The sequence below is a fragment of the Chroococcidiopsis sp. CCNUC1 genome (genome assembly GCF_023546805.1).
Classification (GTDB): domain Bacteria; phylum Cyanobacteriota; class Cyanobacteriia; order Cyanobacteriales; family Chroococcidiopsidaceae; genus Chroococcidiopsis; species Chroococcidiopsis thermalis.
This window is the reverse complement of the sequence record NZ_CP097480.1, coordinates 1,050,077-1,065,828: the sequence shown is the minus strand read 5'-3', so window position 1 is coordinate 1,065,828 and position 15,752 is coordinate 1,050,077. Positions and strand designations below refer to the sequence as shown.

The following is a 15,752-nucleotide window of genomic DNA, read 5'->3' as shown; positions in this document are numbered from 1 at the left end:
ATGGATTAGCGTCTATATTTAGCAAATTCAAAAAACCGTTTTTCTATAGCGTAAGTTAATCCTTTAATTAACCAAACAATAGCTAGATAAATGAGAGAAATCGTGAAGTAAATCTCAAAACTGCGGAAAGTTCTGGAATTCAGATAGTCCCCAGCAAATGTCAAGTCTTCAGCTGCAATTTGAGAGACAACACTAGTAAATAAAACCGCAAGAATAATTTGACCAACTAAAGCTGGAGAAATATTTGATAATGCCGGAGTTAAAACAATATAGCGAAACACCGATAAGGGTTTAAATCCTAGTGCCAAGCCTGCTTCAACTTGCCCTTTATGAATGCTTTCTACACCTGCTCTGACGATTTCTGTAGAATAAGCTCCAAAGTTGACAGCTAATGATAAAATTGCTGCTTGTTCTGCTGTTAGCTTAATACCTAAATTCGGCAATCCGAAGAATATAAAGAAAAGTTGGATTAAAAATGGCGTATTTCTGATAGCCTCAACATAGGCGATCGCTAACCAATTCAAAAACCGATTTTCAGAGGTTCTAAATAACGCTCCTACGATGCCAAGAATCAATCCAAAGGCGATCGCAATTAACGATAACCTAATGGTGACAAATGCTCCCGCCGTAAACAAACCTATGTTATTCCAAATCACTGAAAAATCAAAGGTATAGTTCATAGTAGCAAGTCAAAAGTCAAAAGTTAGGAGTCAAAAGTTAGTGCGATCGCGCCAAATACTTGCAGTAGCTTAGCAATAGTAATGCTAACTTTTAAGTCAGTTACATAATTTTGAATACTGTATACAATTATCGTCTTTTGTTCTGTGTAGATCGATACAAGTCACTCTTGATAGCAATTCTCGATTGCGTGTTTTACCCAATTGAAAGCCGCTATGAAAGCAGAAATCATGTAGAAGAATCTGAAGCTGCGAGGAGTAATTTCATGCTTGTTCGCTATTTTGTCAGAATTTCGTGACTATTGAACTAAGATTTCAACCGATTTTCAGAAAATTTAGTTACAATAAATACAGAAAATAAATCGTTCATCTCTCTTAAAAACACTCTTCACCGGATGCTGAGAGAGACGGAAGTAAGGAAATATCCAGAAGGAACGCACGCGAAATAATGACCTGATTCCTTCAGGAGGCGAGATCGTGATGAATTATCAACAAAACATTCAAAAACTAGAACAAATTTACAACTACAAACCAGAACCGCAACACAATCGACCAACTCGCAGATCGTGGTTGAAAAAGATGTGGCGATCGCTCGTTACCGCTTGGAGTCACAATGCAGAAATGCGAGTGTGGCAAACCGAAGATAAAATAGGTCGTTCGTTGTGGAAGCTTTACGACCCGATAACAGGCGAAACGTTTGATTTTAACTCAGAAAATGAAGTGAGAACTTGGATTGAGGAATCATACAATCGTCCGCTAAGAAGAGAAAGAAGCTTTCGACCCTTTTACAGCTAGTTAGACTTAATAGGAGCGTGCGGTGTGCGTTCCTACTACCTTAACTTGGTGAAGCGGCTGAAGTGCAAACAGATAATTGACTGGAACGCAGCAAACAATCTAACCCTTCAGATAAACTCAGTGGCGCATCGCGCAGCTGACGATGCATCCGTAATATGACCTCTTCAGGGACTTGGCGATCGCGCCGTCGATTTCGCGCTAGACATAACCATACAGGAGTATCGACCCAAAGTCCTACAATCTGCTTGAACCCCGCAGCACGAGCGTAAACGATGACTTCTCGCCGATGTCTGCGTTGGGCATTAGTTGCATCGTAAATTGCCGTACTGACTTCGCCGCGCGAAATTTGAATTGCAGCCCTTTGAAATTGCCGTTGCACCTCGCGCCAAACTAGCAACCATTCCCCCTGAATCACCTCATTCCCAAATAGGCGTTCTCGAATTTTGTCAGTTGATATGGGTTGTAGCTTTGAGTCTGCTGCTACCAGTTGTCCTACTAAAGTAGATTTTCCACTCCCTGGTAAACCAACGAGCAGAATTAGAGAGTAGGGAGTAAAGAGTAAACCCGTGTACGACTGATCTAATGCCCCCTTTTTAAGGAAGTTGGAGGATCGCAGAACTACCTCACTCATGAAAAGATCCCCCTAGCCCCCCTTTTTTAAGGGGGAACAAAGAAGCTACACATTATACGAGTAGAAAATTATTTTCAATTCTTCCACTCATCACTCACCACGCATCACTCACCACTAAATAACTGTCCCATCGGAAATCACGGCGTTTTTCAGCACGACAACGATGCCACTGCGGATATAGAAGCCTTCGCTTTCTCGATCTGCTTCTTCAACCCGGTCTTTGTTGATGATGCGGACATCACAACCGATCCGGGCATTTTTGTCAATAATTGCTCGTCTGATAATGGTGTTAGCACCAATTCCCAGAGGAACGTTCTCGATTTCACCATCTGCACAAACTGTTTGTCTTTCCTCTATATGGGGATCGTAGAAATCTGCCCCCATGAGTAGCGCATCTTCTACAATCGAGCCTGCTTGGATAATCGATCGCACGCCTAAGACTGAATGATGTACGCGACAGTTTTTCAAAATACAACCGTCGCCAACGATTGATTCTGTTACCTGACAATCCATCATTTTAGTAGGAGGCAAGTAACGAGCGCGAGTGTAAATTGGTGCTTCTTCCTCGTAGAAGCTAAAAGCTGGATAGGGTTGCTTTGTCAACGATAAGTTAGCATCGTAGAACGCCTCAATCGTTCCGATGTCTTCCCAGTAATCGTTAAACAAGTAGGCTTGAATGTTGTACTCTTTCGCACAAGCTGGCAGAATTTCCTTCCCGAAATCAGTTTGTTCTGGCGCTTCTTTCAGCAACTTGATTAAGACATCGCGTTTAAAAACGTAAATCCCCATTGAAGCGATGTATGGTTTTTGCTTCGCCTCTTCTGGATTTAACCCCAATACTGTAGTATCGACCTGCATGTTCAGCAGTGCATCACCTTTGGGTTTTTCGCTAAAGTCGATTACCCGTCCCGCACTGTCAATTTTCATCAAGCCAAAGTCAGAAGCGCGACGTTGTTCGATCGGGATCACAGAAAGAGTCACATCAGCACCAGTTTCGCGGTGACGCTCGACAAATTGGCGATAGTCCATGCGGTAGAGGTGATCTCCCGACAAGATTAAATATTCGTCCACGTTCCACTCTTCCATCAACCAAAGATACTGACGCACTGCATCTGCCGTACCCTGGAACCAGTTAGTGCTGTACTGCGTTTGTTGAGCTGCCAGGACTTCTACAAAGCCTTCAGTAAAACCAGAAAAGGTGTATGCACGGGCAATATGGCGATTGAGTGAAGCCGAGTTGAATTGTGTTAAAACGTATATTTTGTAAATCTCTGAGTTAATACAATTACTGACAGGAATATCGATTAAGCGGTACTTCCCTGCTAATGGTACGGCTGGCTTAGCTCGTAGCTTAGTCAGCGGATAAAGACGAGTTCCAGCACCGCCACCGAGAATAATTCCTAGTACTTTTTTCACAAATTCCTCCCGACTGCCTTTCGTTCCCAAAATTAGTGTAGAGGACTAGGTGTAAAAGTTGTTAAGAATCTAGAGGCAGAAATTTATCAGCACTACACATGAAGAATTCCTGGGAGTCTGGGGCGATCGCGGTTAGCTCGGCTTTGGCAGGCATAGAGCAGTTGAGCAGCAGCGATCGCACTTCCCAAACTCCAAAATTATCGTAAAATTTGGTGTGGTGCTACCGCTAGTCGTAGTTTTCCCCATCTTTAGGGAGCGGGGAGTAGGGAGCAGGGAGCAGAGGGAGCAAAACAATTCGCGCATTCAAAATTCTCTATACCCCACACTTCCTACACACCCCACACCCCGATAGCGCCAGTTGCTCATAGGGGGCGACGAAGTCCGCGATAGCGCCACCCCCAAGACCGCACTGGCTCCCCCAACCCTATTTACTACTAGCCACCAGCCACTAGCCACTAGTCACTGATAACTGTCAAAAAGCGATCGCGACATTCACCCCCTGGTTAGAGCCACAGAATGGAGAGTATTTGTACCTTGTCAATGAAGGGCTAGAAAGTGACTATGGAGATTACCACCCCAGACTGGGTAAAACACGCTGTTTTCTATCAAATTTTTCCCGATCGCTTTGCTAAGAGTCAACAACCCCGCAAGCGGCTGTTAAAAAACGCTACTTGGGAAGAATGGGAAGAAATGCCCACTCTTCAAGGTTATAAGGGTGGCGATCTCTGGGGTGTGATGGAGCAATTAGATTATTTGCAAACGTTAGGCATTAACGCCATCTACTTCACCCCGATCTTTCAATCTGCTAGCAATCACCGCTATCACACCCACGACTACTATCGAGTCGATCCGATGTTAGGCGGAGATGAAGCTTTTCAAGAATTGCTAGAAGCTTGTCACAGCCGCGATATTAAGGTTGTTTTGGATGGAGTCTTCAATCATGCCAGTCGGGGCTTTTTCTTTTTTCACGACATTCTCGAAAATGGTCCCTACTCTCCTTGGGTAGATTGGTTCAAGATTGAAAAATGGCCCTTGTGTCCTTATGATGGCGATCGCCCTGCTAATTACGAAGGCTGGGCGGGAAATCGCGCTTTACCCGTGTTCAATCACGATAACCCAGAAGTGCGAGAATACATTATGGAGATTGCCGAATATTGGCTGAAATTCGGCATCGACGGCTGGCGGTTAGATGTGCCGTTTGAAATTAGAACTCCTGGTTTTTGGCAAGAGTTTCGCGATCGCGTCAAAGCCATCAACCCCGATGCTTATATTGTCGGTGAAGTATGGGAAGATTCGCGAGAATGGCTAGACGGCACGCAATTTGACGGCGTGATGAATTACTTGTTTGCCGCACCGACAATCGCTTTTACGGCTGGCGATCGCGTGGATATGACACAAGTACAAGACCGTTCCTACTATCCCTATCCACCCCTGTTTGCGGCTGAATATGCCACAAAAATGCAAGAATTGCTGCAATTGTATCCTTGGGAAATTCAGTTAACGCAGTTGAATTTACTCGCCAGCCACGACACGGCGAGACTAATTTCGATTGCAGGAGGCGATCGCCCTAGTGTTGAACTTGCTACCCTATTGCTATTAACATTTCCTGGCGCTCCTAGCATCTACTATGGTGACGAAGTTGGTTTACCAGGCAAAATCGATCCAGACTCTCGGCGGGGTTTCCCTATCGAAGCCACTTGGGATCGGGAAATTCTCGAATACCACCGTCAGTTGATTGCCTTACGCCATGCATATCCTGCCTTGCGTACGGGAGATTATCAAGTGTTACACGCACAGGGCTTGGTTTATGTTTTTGCGCGAACTTTAGGCTCAGAAGAAATTGTCGTAGCTGTCAATACTGGTACTGACTCGGCACAAGTTAGTTTAGACACAAGTAAGTTGCGATCGCACCCCAGCAAGTTGTTATTTGGGAGTGCAGAAATTGAGTCTATTGCTGATGGATCGCAAATGAATTTGAATCTACCTCCAAGGGCAGGTTGTATTTTGGTATAAAAACTTGGACCTAAAAATGTAGAGACGTTACATGTAACGTCTCTACATTTTTCTATTGAAATAAACTCGGTAATAAACTAGAACCTCGCCAAAGAGCGTAAATTAAAAAGGCAAATATTAAGGTAATGACAATAGTATATATATAGCTAACACACATCAATAATCCATCATCTTCTAGTGTTGCTACTGCCAGTACTAAAATACCAATAGTTGGAAAAGAGTTTGTCAGTGGAATTGGTAACATTAATAAAATAGCTAACCAAGCAATACAAAACCCGTTAAATTGCCAAATATAAGGATTTCCCGCTATTTTCAACATGCGAGGACGAACGATTCTTTCTAGCAATCTGGTACACCTTTTCAAGTTTTGTAACAATTGCTGGGCAAACCAGCGAGGAAATTTGAATTGAGCAACTTTTTTCGGTAACCAAGGCGATCGCCTTCCCAATGCCATTTGTAGGGATAAAATTAAGCAAGCTATTCCTGGTATGCCAGTAAAACCAGGCGGATGAGGGAATAAAAATGGTAAGACAAGTAAGGCAATAACAAGACTAAAACCTCGTTCTGAAGTTCCTGCCAAAATATCGCTTAAAGTTAAAGGTTGTTGAGATAGTTTTTCTAGTAAAGATTTAATATCGTGTGAAAATTTTAAATGCATGTTAGCTAAATCGTAAGTCGTAAGTCGTAAGTCGTAAATTAGAAATAAAAACACTCAATACTTGTGCCATTGTTCGCTGCTCTTTGCTGTCTTAATTTTCCTTACTCGATCGCTTTAGTACTAATCTGGTACTAAAACTGCTACTGCTTGGGGAATGACGCGAAATTCTGCGGGAGTGTAAGCGGTGATTTCTCCATCGGTATTAATGGGACGGGGTTTTCTAGTCGCAACACGGATTTTTTGACCGTGCAAGGTACGGACTCCAGGTAAGGCTGTATGCCTACCTTGACGCATTGCGGGTAATAAAGGGATCATCTGCCACCAGTGACGCAATTCCAGACTGTATAAGTCTAGCCTGCGATCGTCGATCGCCGCATCATGAGTGATTGCCATGCCACCACCGTAGTAGCGTCCGTTACCAACGGCAATTTGTACGGTTTTGACTCGAATCGCATCTTGATTATTAATCCGAATTTCGGCTCTGAAGGGTCGAGATTGCCAGAGAACCTGAATTGCTGCCATTGCATAGGCTAAAACTCCCCATCGACGTTTAGACTCTTTCGTCAGTTTCTTAGCGATTTGGACGCTCAAACCGAGGCTAGCAACGTTAAAAAAATGCTTGCCATTCACCCAACCTAAGTCAATCCAACGGACTTTTTGACTCGCAATAATCTCACACGCTTCAGGTAGAGAATTGGGAATTTCTAAAGTTCGAGCTAGATCGTTAGCAGTCCCTAGAGGTAATATTCCTAAAGGTAATCTAGTCTCGACTAATGCATCTACTGCCGCGTTGAGCGTCCCATCTCCACCACCAATAATTACTAAGTCTACTTGATGGCGATAGTAGCGGATCAGTTCGGCTAACTGCCGAGGATGTTCTATTGGCTTTTCTAATAAATCTAAATCTAACTGCTGTAACTGTTCTATGGCAGCAGCAATCCGCTGCTGTCCGTGACGGGCATGACGATTGACTAGCAGTAAGGCTCGCTGTTTCACGATCGATTACAGGTGAGGGTTGCTGCCATGCCCTTGAACGCGCATTTAGAGGCGATCGCGGGTAAGGCTTAATACTAATTTTATCTAAATTAAATCTTTTGATAAATTTATTTTGCTCTCTGACAAGTTAAAAGCAATTTAATTCACAATCTTTCACGCAAATAAAGAGTAGGGCGGGCATTGCTTACCCTATCATAATTCTGACTTTTTATAGATATATAAACATTTGAAAGTTTTAGATGAAACTACGTCCATTCTAATTTTCGAGAGTCATGCCATTGTCTGCTTGAGATAAATTGGCAAAGTCTCTTGACTAACAAGATAAATCGAGAGATCGATCTAAGTTTGTAGAGAATTAGATATGAGCGTAGCTGTTGGTATAGACAAGGCATTAGTTGGTACAGATAAAAATGATGTCATATTCGGTACAACGGATAGCGATACTATATTCGGTGGAGCAGGACATGATGCCATTTTTGGACAAGCAGGTAACGATATATTGAACGGTGACGATGGTAATGACCTGTTACAAGGTGGAGACGGTAACGACAAGATCGACGGTGGTAATGGTAGCAATGTCATATTTGGTGGTAATGGTCATGACATTTTAGTTGCCCGGAATGACGTTGACAGCGGCACTAATTTTATATTTGGCGGTAGTGGGAATGACTATATCAATGGTAGTTCTAATGATGACTATTTATATGGCGAAAATGGGAACGATGAATTGTTCGGCTGGTTTGGGAACGATACTATAAATGGGGGTGCTGGCAATGACAGAATTCAAGGCGCTTTTCACCATAGCAGAACAGACGAAATCGATGTCATGACTGGATGTAGAGGGGCAGATACTTTTGTCTTGGGTGGAAGGTCTTATGGCGAAATGCAACCGCTCTATCGAGGTGACAACCGTAATTACGGTCTAATTACAGACTTTAATAAAAATGAAGACGCGATCGAACTCAACAAATGGGAGGGCGATCTAAGGCACGATCGCGCTATAGAAGTTCGATATAGTCTGGGTGCTGCACCAGTAGGATTACCTCAAGGAACGGGTATATATGTAAATAGCCCAGGACAATCACCAGATCTGATTGCTATTCTTCAAGGTGTCGATCCAAATTCTCTGAATCTGAAGGCAAGCTATTTCAAAATTGTAGATTGAATTAGATCGAGTAGGGTGCGTTATTAACGCACCCTAATAGCCATTTACAACAGTCCGCGATAACGAATAAAAACTAATATAACTGCCCAAGAACCCAAGGCGACTTTGACGGCTACCAGGATATTAAGTAGCGGAATTACTCCGCCGCTGACAAGTGCGCCCAACTCTCCGTGCGGTAGTTCAAATCCAGACAGAGTTATTGCCGCTAAGAGGACGAAAATCAGCACCGAAACTTTCTCCCATGTAGCAGCGTGCCAGCGCTTGTAGATACTTTGCATCTTCTCTGGTGATGAAGTAATTGCCACCAGACCGATCGCCGTTCCTCCCGCTACCCCAGCCGCAAAACCGCCGCCTGGGCTGAGATGTCCCCGAATCGCCAGTTCAATCCCCACTAAAGCTGCAATTGTCGCCCCTAATCGCGCCAGTACTATTGATGGCTGATCTGTAAAACGATAGACTTTAGCGGATGGCTGTTCGTTCGCTAACAAAAAATGAGCGCCCATAATGGCGATCGTAAATACGACCACCTCAAAAATGGTGTCGTACAGTCGATTTCTAAAAATAATCCCTGAAACCGCATTGGGTACTCCGCTATCTCGTACAACTGATTCGACAATTGACAGCGAGAAATCCGGTGCGGGATTGGACATGATGAGGATTTTGACAAACAAAGCTATTCCTGCGGCAATGTAGACCCATTTCATGAATGTTTCTCCTCTGGAATGCTGACATAGGTAATGCTTGTTGCAGGTGATGAAAGTTCGGCTTGTATGATGTCATAGATCCGCTGCACTCTGGTGACGGTATGGTAGGGTTGTTTTTCCGCATCAGGCGTTGTGCAATCTATGTCTTCGGGTCGCGTACAAGTTGCGTGTACTTCTTTCTCCATCAGCGCTTGGTGCAAATCCTGTTGGTCTTTGTAGGTCACTAACTCAAGTCGCATGTGACGTTTGCCCAAAATTGCCCGTAAGTCATCTAGCAGTTGCCCAAAATGGCGATTGCCTTCGCTATCTGTCGCGATCGCTCCTTCTGCAAGTACGCCTAGACGCATCACCATTGACGATCGCACCGCCACGGCATAGAGAGTAATCGCTAGCATTGTACCGACTAATGCTTCGGTCAAAGACACATCCGCCGCCCCCAAAACTGCATAGACCATTGCTGCCACGGCTCCCAAAATGCCGCGAATCACCAAGGCATGATATGGATTGACCTGAAAGACGACCATCGCAGCGGACAGCGGCAACAGAGCCACTAAGACATAGATATAGCTATCCATCATTGCTACCCCTGCTACTGGAACAGTATGCCAACACGTACCCCAGCACTGTATTCCAAATCGCCAAGGAAATAATGGCGAGGATCAGTAACGGCGATTCTCTGGGTCTTTTTAGCAGTAGCCCGATGATGATACTCATCGATCCGAGTGTATCTGCAACTGAAAGACCGTGCAGTTTAAATAATAGCGATCGCTTGCCTAGCAGGGGGAAGGTTCCCCAAAACCAGAAAAATACTCCTATACCCATGCAGGTATAACTCAACACGTCGATTGCCATATTACTCGTTTAATAAATCGCTCATTCGTTTAATCACTTGTGCCAGCAGCATCAGTGAAGCATTCCCCACGCTGAGAATAATGACTCCTACCACACCAATCGACCAGTCATCGCGCAAGACGGATACGACTAAGATCGTGACTGATGTTTTTGTCGCAATACTGGCAAATGCCAACATAGTTTGCCAAATGTTGCCATCCTTACATGCGACGTAAATCGGGATCAGCAGAGCCAGAATCATTGCAATCAATACCAGATTCATGTTTTCCTCCGTCGCACTCGATGGACTTCGTACCAGCCGTCTTCGCGGTATTTCAAGACAATGGTTTTTGGCGTAAAGGTAATCAGGAAAATATCTAGAAATATCAGACCTGGTGTCCGTCGCGGTGGCACTCGTTCTAAGGTGACTTCTTCTTGAGTATGGGGACGGAAAATGATTTCAAATGCCTCAACATATGCCTGTGGAATTGCTATGAGGATCTTACCCAGCGCCCGCAGCCAGTCTTTTAAAGCTGCTCGCGATTTGGGGCTTCCTGGCAATAAAAAGGCAACAGCAACGCCGATGATGATATTTGCCACACTAAAATTAGCAGTGAGCAAAAACCAGATAGCCAGTCGTAGTATGAGATTCAGATATCCAATCATGCCCACGCCATCCAGAAAAGTAGGATTAACATCAAACTCATCACGCCAATTAGATGCTCGAATTGTTCGAGCATACGCGGTAACCTGAGTACTGTCCGTCGAAAGATCGTCAAATATGCCAACCAGCCAACGCCAACGATCGCGAGTGGTTTGACGATATTCTCTAGAGTATACGCCTCGTAATACAGCACGTTTGTCACAACCAATGCACCGATTAACAGCGTTACCGCTACCCAGAAACCATAATTAACTTCCTGTTGTCTCTCTTGTCGCTGATGGGGTAGAAAGATAAATCTGGCATATGCTGTTGCCGTTCCTATAGCCGCAACATTCATGGCGATTGTTTGCCAGGGCAACACGTTGTTCAGGGTTGACATTTTCGCCCCAAAGCCAACCAATAGGGGAAAGCCGGAAATTGAGAGGCTACCTACGACCAAGACAATCCAGATTGCAGTACCGATTGGCTGGTGTTGCAGTTCCTTGATATTTCGGCTCGGTAAAGTACCCACGCTCAGAAATAGCGCCGATTTAACCAGCCCGTGCGCCAGTGCATAAAAGCCGCCTACTTCAGGTGCAGCAAGAATCCAGCCTAGCTGCGATATCGTACTCAACGCCAACGTGCGCTTGTTGTCTTGTTCCCAGATTGCATAGAGTACTCCTAGCAGCGCTGCCCCAACTCCAAAAATGCGGACGATCGCATCCACCTCGTCAAACATCAGGGCGCACCGCACTATCGGAAAAATGCCAGCTTTTACCACAATTCCCGACAGCATTGCTGATACTGGCGTTGCTGATTCGGAGTGGGTTAACGGCAACCACAAGCCCGACACGAAGACTCCTCCTTTTGTCAAGAGTCCCAAGAAGATGAGGGCAAGTGCTTCGATTGGTGCGCCACGCAAACCGGCAAAAGCAAATGAATGATGCACCTGATAGACCAGTACTGCGCCAACTAGATAGAACAGCATTGCCGTGTTGCTGACAAACAGATAGCGCAAGCCAACCCAAATCGAGCGATCGCTTCGAGGATAAGCAATTAAGAGAAATGCCGCAATACCAATTACCTCTAGCGCCACGTATAGACTAATAAAATCCGCACAGACAAACGCAGCATTGAGGCTGCCATGTAGGATGATAATCTGTGCGTAAAAAAAAGCTGTCTTACCACTGCGCCAGCAGTAAAGAATCACCGCTGCCGTTACCAAGGCATTAGTCAATATAAAGTAGCCGCTCAATCGGTCTACTAATAATGTGACACCGAAACTATCTAGTAACTGTAGTGATAGTGGAGATGTAACAAATAGCAGCAACGCATATGTCCCCGAAACCAGTGCTACGCATAATGCGAGATACCGATCGAGTTTGGGGAACAGATAAGCGACAAATCCGACAAAAAACGGTAGTGCAATCCAGGCGATCGTAGTGGTACTCATGGCGTATTATTTTTCTCGATCTCGTTGCTTTCTAATGTCGGATTATCTCTTGCCAATTTCATCACACCAACTAGCATTAAAGCCTGAATTGAAAATCCAATCACGATCGCCGTCAATATGACTGCCTGGGGAACCGGATCGGAGTAAGCGATATTTTGGACATCTGAAACAATCGGTGCGAACAAACCATCTCGCGATGCAATCAGCACGTAATAGGCAATTACCCCCGTACTCATGACATCCATAGAGACGATTTTCATCACAAGATTCTTTTTGAAGATGATACCGAAAAATCCGCACAATATTGTTGCTAATACGCACGCTTCTAACACGAGGATTGCCTGTTAAGTAAGTTTCGGTCGTAGATTTTTATTGCAATACAGATTTCAGCAAAATGTTGTCATTTGTCATTCGTCATTTGTCAAAGTGCAGTGAGCGCGGCACGATCCGATAAATGACATTTTCCCAACTAACATTAGAACTGTCATAGCACTAGATTTTTGACTTTTAACTTTTGACTTTTGACTTTCAACAACTAATTGCTGCTACTACAGCGATTTGGATTCAGCAAAGCTATCCCGCAGGGAATCGTCATAACACACTTCACACTTCATGGCGCAAGAATTTACGAGCGATGATAATCATTTGCTAGTTTTTTCAGTAAAGTGGGCATTGCCCCTGCTCCCTACTCCCTGTTTTGGTCACGAAACTCATTCGCTCAACTTTAAAACAAGTTTTTAATTCTTGCTATAATTAAATATTAATATTAACTCAAGCATTTTGTAAATTATTTGAGTTGGGGCGATCGCGCTCAAATTCAATCAGCGCTAAGTGGAGCAAGACTTATACTTATTTTCTATATATTACCTGCGATCTTCTCTATGCTTTCTGTTCATTTGACGAATGAGCCAATAACTAATTGAGAGGGCAAAACTAGCCGTTGCTAGACCGATTAAATCTATACCTGTAGCTTTACTAAAATCAAAAATAATCAGCTTGCGGGCTACAGCAATCAAGGCAGTTACAATTACTAGTTCAACTTGAACGACGTGTTTTCTGAGGTAAGCAGTAATATTTTCTAATAATTCTAGAGCAATGAGAATATTCAGGAACATCCCGAAAATTTCGATGAGAGTCTTATTGAAAAAACCAATCGGCTCCCTAAATAAATCTTGATACAAAAAAATGATTAAGTCAACTAAAGAAACTAATATAACACCCACTAGAGCGAGTGACAAAATTTTTGAAACTAGGTTCTCAACTAGGTGAATGCTTTTGAGGAAACCTTCATCTGCCAATAACTCTTTAGTTGAAATCGCTAGTTTTTTCCAAGGACTTATCATGCTCTTAAACTCGCATTGCTGTCTACCGATACTAACTAATATCTCACTGTTATGGTGCATCAGTATAGCGATCGCCTGAGAAAAGGTAAAAGGCAAGACGTAAGAGGCAACTTAATTCAAACTTACGACTTACGACTTACGACTTACGAATTACAACTTATTGTTGCAGTGCTGGATCGGTGAAATCGCTCAAACCTTGGCTCGAAGCACTTCCAACATCGGCAGTAACCCTATCATTACTATTTACCAATGCAACTGCTTGTCGCAATGCAGCCAGCCGATCTGTCATTAAATTTTGTGGGGGTAAAAGATCGAAGATGCCCAACTTTTCTAACCGCCGCTGCACGGAACCAGTTGCACCAACGATAAAAACGTGACGACCCTGTTCGACTGCATCTTTTATTGCATTTTCAATTGCTAAAGAAGCAGTCACACCTAGCATCGGTACATCGCTCAAATCTAGAACCAAAACATCGTGGTCTGCCATTGCTGTATGTTCGCGGGCGATCGCTTTGGATACGCCGAAAATCATCGGTCCGCTGAGGTAGAATAACAGCACGCGATTGTTAGCGCGATCGAGTAACTGTTTTTCTTCCTGATTTAATACGATCTCATCATCGGCATCGCTAATGGTTTTGACATCTTGCGCTTGCAGATTAGATAAACGCTCGATGGTCAAGATGTTAGCAATAAACACTCCCACTCCAACCGCCACAATCAGATCGACAAATACCGTCAGTAACAGCACCCCATACATAATTAGCGTTCCCTTCAGGGAAACCTTGTGGGCGCGTTTTAAGAAACTCCAATCTAAAATGTCAATCCCAACTTTCAGGGCAATTCCAGCTAATACAGCCATTGGAATCACCTGAGTCAAACTTGCAGCCCCTAAAACGACGACTAGTAGAATTAAAGCGCGAGTTATTCCAGATATAGCTGTGGTTGCACCCGTTTGAATGTTCACCACCGTACCCATTGTCGCACCTGCGCCAGGTAAGCCGCCAAACAGTCCAGAAACTAAGTTACCAATCCCTTGACCGATTAATTCTTTATCAGAGTTGTGTTGAGTACGTGTAATACTGTCGGCAATTACGGCAGTCAGCAAAGTATCAATACAGCCCAACATCCCTAGAACAACACCATCGAGAAACATGGTTGTGATTTGACCAGGAGTAAAGATGGGCATCTGTAACTGTGGCAATCCCATCGGAATCTCGCCAATCCGCCGAATATCTGCACCTGGAAAGAGAACCAGAGAAACTACTGTGCCAACTACCAGTGCTACAAGTTGAGGCGGGACGAAACGCTTGAATTTAGATGGCATTAAGAAAATAATTGCCAGTGTTAGCGCCCCTAACCCAGCTTCGATTGGATCGGTGTTTGCTAGCAGTTGAGGTATGCTCTGCACCGTACCCAAAACCCCACCTTTAGGTGCTGCTTGCCCGACAAACGGCGCAATTTGCAAAATAATCAGTATGACTCCAATCCCAGACATGAAGCCAGAGATCACGCTGTAGGGCATCAGCGTCACGTATTTCCCTAGCTTAAATGCCCCAAAGATAATTTGAAAAATCCCCGCCAGCATCACGACGGTAAACGCCATTGCCAAGCCATTCTCAGGGTTGCTTGCCGTTAAACCAGCAACGATCGCCGTCATCACCACGGTCATCGGTCCGGTTGGCTCGGAAATTAGAGTTGGCGTGCCACCAAACAACGCCGCAAAAAAACCAACGCAGACTGCACCGTAAAGCCCAGCCACGGCTCCAGCACCAGAGGCAACACCGAATGCCAATGCTAGGGGTAAGGAAACGATCGCGGTGGTTAAACCACCAAATAAATCGCCTCGTAAATTTCTGAAGTGAATTTTGTTTGTTATTTGCATGAGAAAGAGACGAAAGACAACAGCAAACTAAGCAACCTTGCTACATAGAGCCAAAACTATTTATGACTACGAAAAAATTTGATGCTTGGTAGATTTTCCGATCGCAACATGTCGAGTTAGAATACATCTAAGGTTAGATGTCGGATTACGAAATTCAATATCTCAAAGTGGCATTTTTTGAAAAATCTCGATAAGAAATTGGCTGGTAATAAGTTGCTACTTTGCAACCAACCAACAAAGCAAAATATAGGTTTTTCAACCACATGGCGATTGCCGCCGTATCTTGTTTTGAGAGGTTAAAGTAGTTGCAAGTAACTTGAATCTGAATCGGCTAAGATCGAACCTAAATGCAATTCCAGGCATAAGCAACAATTAACAACAAGTTAATTGCAAGATATTTATCCCGGTTTCAGGCAGTCATTGACTTCAAAAACTATGTGCTTTGAAGCTTTTGGAGCTGCTTGAAAAGTTACATTAAAAATAGATTACAACTTTTAGAGCGAGTTTAGTTAATTTAATGAAATAAATATTGAATAAATCTTATA

General features: G+C 43.9%; 17 protein-coding genes and 1 riboswitch. Of the genes, 3 read left to right on the top strand and 14 right to left on the bottom strand.

Annotated features, from left to right (window positions below; translation table 11 throughout):
• Positions 1–5: 5 nt before the first annotated feature.
• Positions 6–680 (bottom strand): amino acid ABC transporter permease, encoded by a 675-nt coding sequence (locus M5J74_RS04975; RefSeq protein ID WP_250015689.1) that lies wholly within the window; start codon positions 678–680, stop codon positions 6–8.
• A 358-nt stretch (positions 681–1,038) separates the two neighbouring features.
• Positions 1,039–1,118: riboswitch (Glutamine riboswitch) on the top strand.
• 39 nt (positions 1,119–1,157) lie between these two features.
• Here M5J74_RS04975 and M5J74_RS04970 point away from each other — a divergent pair.
• Positions 1,158–1,472, top strand: a complete 315-nt coding sequence (locus M5J74_RS04970; protein ID WP_015153009.1) for a hypothetical protein — start codon at positions 1,158–1,160, stop codon at positions 1,470–1,472.
• Between the two features lie 40 nt (positions 1,473–1,512).
• Here M5J74_RS04970 and M5J74_RS04965 read toward each other — a convergent pair whose 3' ends face one another.
• Positions 1,513–2,103 carry an AAA family ATPase gene (locus M5J74_RS04965; protein WP_250015687.1) on the bottom strand — a complete coding sequence of 197 codons (591 nt, stop codon included), beginning with the start codon at positions 2,101–2,103 and terminating at the stop codon, positions 1,513–1,515.
• Between the two features lie 114 nt (positions 2,104–2,217).
• On the bottom strand, positions 2,218–3,519 hold the full coding sequence (locus M5J74_RS04960; RefSeq protein ID WP_015153007.1) for a glucose-1-phosphate adenylyltransferase: 1,302 nt from the start codon (positions 3,517–3,519) through the stop codon (positions 2,218–2,220).
• Between the two features lie 561 nt (positions 3,520–4,080).
• Here M5J74_RS04960 and M5J74_RS04955 point away from each other — a divergent pair.
• Positions 4,081–5,532 (top strand): glycoside hydrolase family 13 protein, encoded by a 1,452-nt coding sequence (locus M5J74_RS04955; protein ID WP_250015685.1) that lies wholly within the window; start codon positions 4,081–4,083, stop codon positions 5,530–5,532.
• A gap of 52 nt (positions 5,533–5,584) precedes the next feature.
• Here the strand turns inward: M5J74_RS04955 and M5J74_RS04950 are convergent, their stop codons facing one another.
• Positions 5,585–6,190, bottom strand: a complete 606-nt coding sequence (locus M5J74_RS04950; RefSeq protein ID WP_051033326.1) for an exopolysaccharide biosynthesis protein — start codon at positions 6,188–6,190, stop codon at positions 5,585–5,587.
• A 120-nt stretch (positions 6,191–6,310) separates the two neighbouring features.
• Positions 6,311–7,186, bottom strand: a complete 876-nt coding sequence (locus tag M5J74_RS04945) for a lipid kinase (protein ID WP_015153004.1) — start codon at positions 7,184–7,186, stop codon at positions 6,311–6,313.
• A gap of 361 nt (positions 7,187–7,547) precedes the next feature.
• Between M5J74_RS04945 and M5J74_RS04940 the strand changes: the two genes are divergently transcribed.
• Positions 7,548–8,351, top strand: a complete 804-nt coding sequence (locus M5J74_RS04940) for a calcium-binding protein (RefSeq protein WP_015153003.1) — start codon at positions 7,548–7,550, stop codon at positions 8,349–8,351.
• A 44-nt stretch (positions 8,352–8,395) separates the two neighbouring features.
• Here M5J74_RS04940 and M5J74_RS04935 read toward each other — a convergent pair whose 3' ends face one another.
• The 9 genes from M5J74_RS04935 to M5J74_RS04895 form a co-directional block, all read right to left on the bottom strand.
• Entirely contained in the window at positions 8,396–9,055 is a 660-nt protein-coding gene (locus tag M5J74_RS04935; RefSeq protein ID WP_015153002.1) for a Na(+)/H(+) antiporter subunit B, read from the bottom strand.
• The gene (locus M5J74_RS04930; RefSeq protein WP_015153001.1) at positions 9,052–9,633 is read right to left on the bottom strand and encodes a DUF4040 domain-containing protein; all 582 of its coding nucleotides are present in this window, start codon (positions 9,631–9,633) and stop codon (positions 9,052–9,054) included. The genes M5J74_RS04935 and M5J74_RS04930 overlap by 4 nt, the downstream gene beginning before the upstream one ends.
• Entirely contained in the window at positions 9,623–9,907 is a 285-nt protein-coding gene (locus M5J74_RS04925; protein ID WP_015153000.1) for a monovalent cation/H(+) antiporter subunit G, read from the bottom strand. Before M5J74_RS04925 ends, M5J74_RS04930 begins: the two co-directional genes overlap by 11 nt.
• Before the next feature lies 1 nt (position 9,908).
• Entirely contained in the window at positions 9,909–10,169 is a 261-nt protein-coding gene (locus M5J74_RS04920; protein WP_015152999.1) for a hypothetical protein, read from the bottom strand.
• Positions 10,166–10,552, bottom strand: a complete 387-nt coding sequence (locus M5J74_RS04915) for a Na+/H+ antiporter subunit E (RefSeq protein ID WP_015152998.1) — start codon at positions 10,550–10,552, stop codon at positions 10,166–10,168. The genes M5J74_RS04920 and M5J74_RS04915 overlap by 4 nt, the downstream gene beginning before the upstream one ends.
• Entirely contained in the window at positions 10,549–11,982 is a 1,434-nt protein-coding gene (locus M5J74_RS04910) for a cation:proton antiporter (protein ID WP_250015684.1), read from the bottom strand. Before M5J74_RS04910 ends, M5J74_RS04915 begins: the two co-directional genes overlap by 4 nt.
• The gene (locus M5J74_RS04905; RefSeq protein WP_015152996.1) at positions 11,979–12,314 is read right to left on the bottom strand and encodes a cation:proton antiporter subunit C; all 336 of its coding nucleotides are present in this window, start codon (positions 12,312–12,314) and stop codon (positions 11,979–11,981) included. The genes M5J74_RS04910 and M5J74_RS04905 overlap by 4 nt, the downstream gene beginning before the upstream one ends.
• 531 nt (positions 12,315–12,845) lie before the next feature.
• Entirely contained in the window at positions 12,846–13,325 is a 480-nt protein-coding gene (locus M5J74_RS04900; RefSeq protein WP_015152995.1) for a phosphate-starvation-inducible PsiE family protein, read from the bottom strand.
• 157 nt (positions 13,326–13,482) lie between these two features.
• Complete coding sequence (locus tag M5J74_RS04895; protein ID WP_015152993.1) at positions 13,483–15,207, bottom strand: SulP family inorganic anion transporter; 1,725 nt, start codon at positions 15,205–15,207, stop codon at positions 13,483–13,485.
• Between the last annotated feature and the right edge of the window lie 545 nt (positions 15,208–15,752).

Bases quoted from the DNA above. Each gene is read 5' to 3' on its own strand.
- M5J74_RS04935 (WP_015153002.1), bottom strand. From the start codon at position 9,055: ATGAAATGGGTCTACATTGCCGCAGGAATAGCTTTGTTTGTCAAAATC.
- M5J74_RS04930 (WP_015153001.1), bottom strand. From the start codon at position 9,633: ATGATGGATAGCTATATCTATGTCTTAGTGGCTCTGTTGCCGCTGTCC.
- M5J74_RS04925 (WP_015153000.1), bottom strand. From the start codon at position 9,907: ATGGCAATCGACGTGTTGAGTTATACCTGCATGGGTATAGGAGTATTT.
- M5J74_RS04950 (WP_051033326.1), bottom strand. From the start codon at position 6,190: ATGCATTTAAAATTTTCACACGATATTAAATCTTTACTAGAAAAACTA.
- M5J74_RS04895 (WP_015152993.1), bottom strand. From the start codon at position 15,207: ATGCAAATAACAAACAAAATTCACTTCAGAAATTTACGAGGCGATTTA.
- M5J74_RS04915 (WP_015152998.1), bottom strand. From the start codon at position 10,552: ATGATTGGATATCTGAATCTCATACTACGACTGGCTATCTGGTTTTTG.
- M5J74_RS04940 (WP_015153003.1), top strand. From the start codon at position 7,548: ATGAGCGTAGCTGTTGGTATAGACAAGGCATTAGTTGGTACAGATAAA.
- M5J74_RS04910 (WP_250015684.1), bottom strand. From the start codon at position 11,982: ATGAGTACCACTACGATCGCCTGGATTGCACTACCGTTTTTTGTCGGA.
- M5J74_RS04920 (WP_015152999.1), bottom strand. From the start codon at position 10,169: ATGAATCTGGTATTGATTGCAATGATTCTGGCTCTGCTGATCCCGATT.
- M5J74_RS04955 (WP_250015685.1), top strand. From the start codon at position 4,081: ATGGAGATTACCACCCCAGACTGGGTAAAACACGCTGTTTTCTATCAA.
- M5J74_RS04970 (WP_015153009.1), top strand. From the start codon at position 1,158: ATGAATTATCAACAAAACATTCAAAAACTAGAACAAATTTACAACTAC.
- M5J74_RS04965 (WP_250015687.1), bottom strand. From the start codon at position 2,103: ATGAGTGAGGTAGTTCTGCGATCCTCCAACTTCCTTAAAAAGGGGGCA.
- M5J74_RS04975 (WP_250015689.1), bottom strand. From the start codon at position 680: ATGAACTATACCTTTGATTTTTCAGTGATTTGGAATAACATAGGTTTG.
- M5J74_RS04900 (WP_015152995.1), bottom strand. From the start codon at position 13,325: ATGATAAGTCCTTGGAAAAAACTAGCGATTTCAACTAAAGAGTTATTG.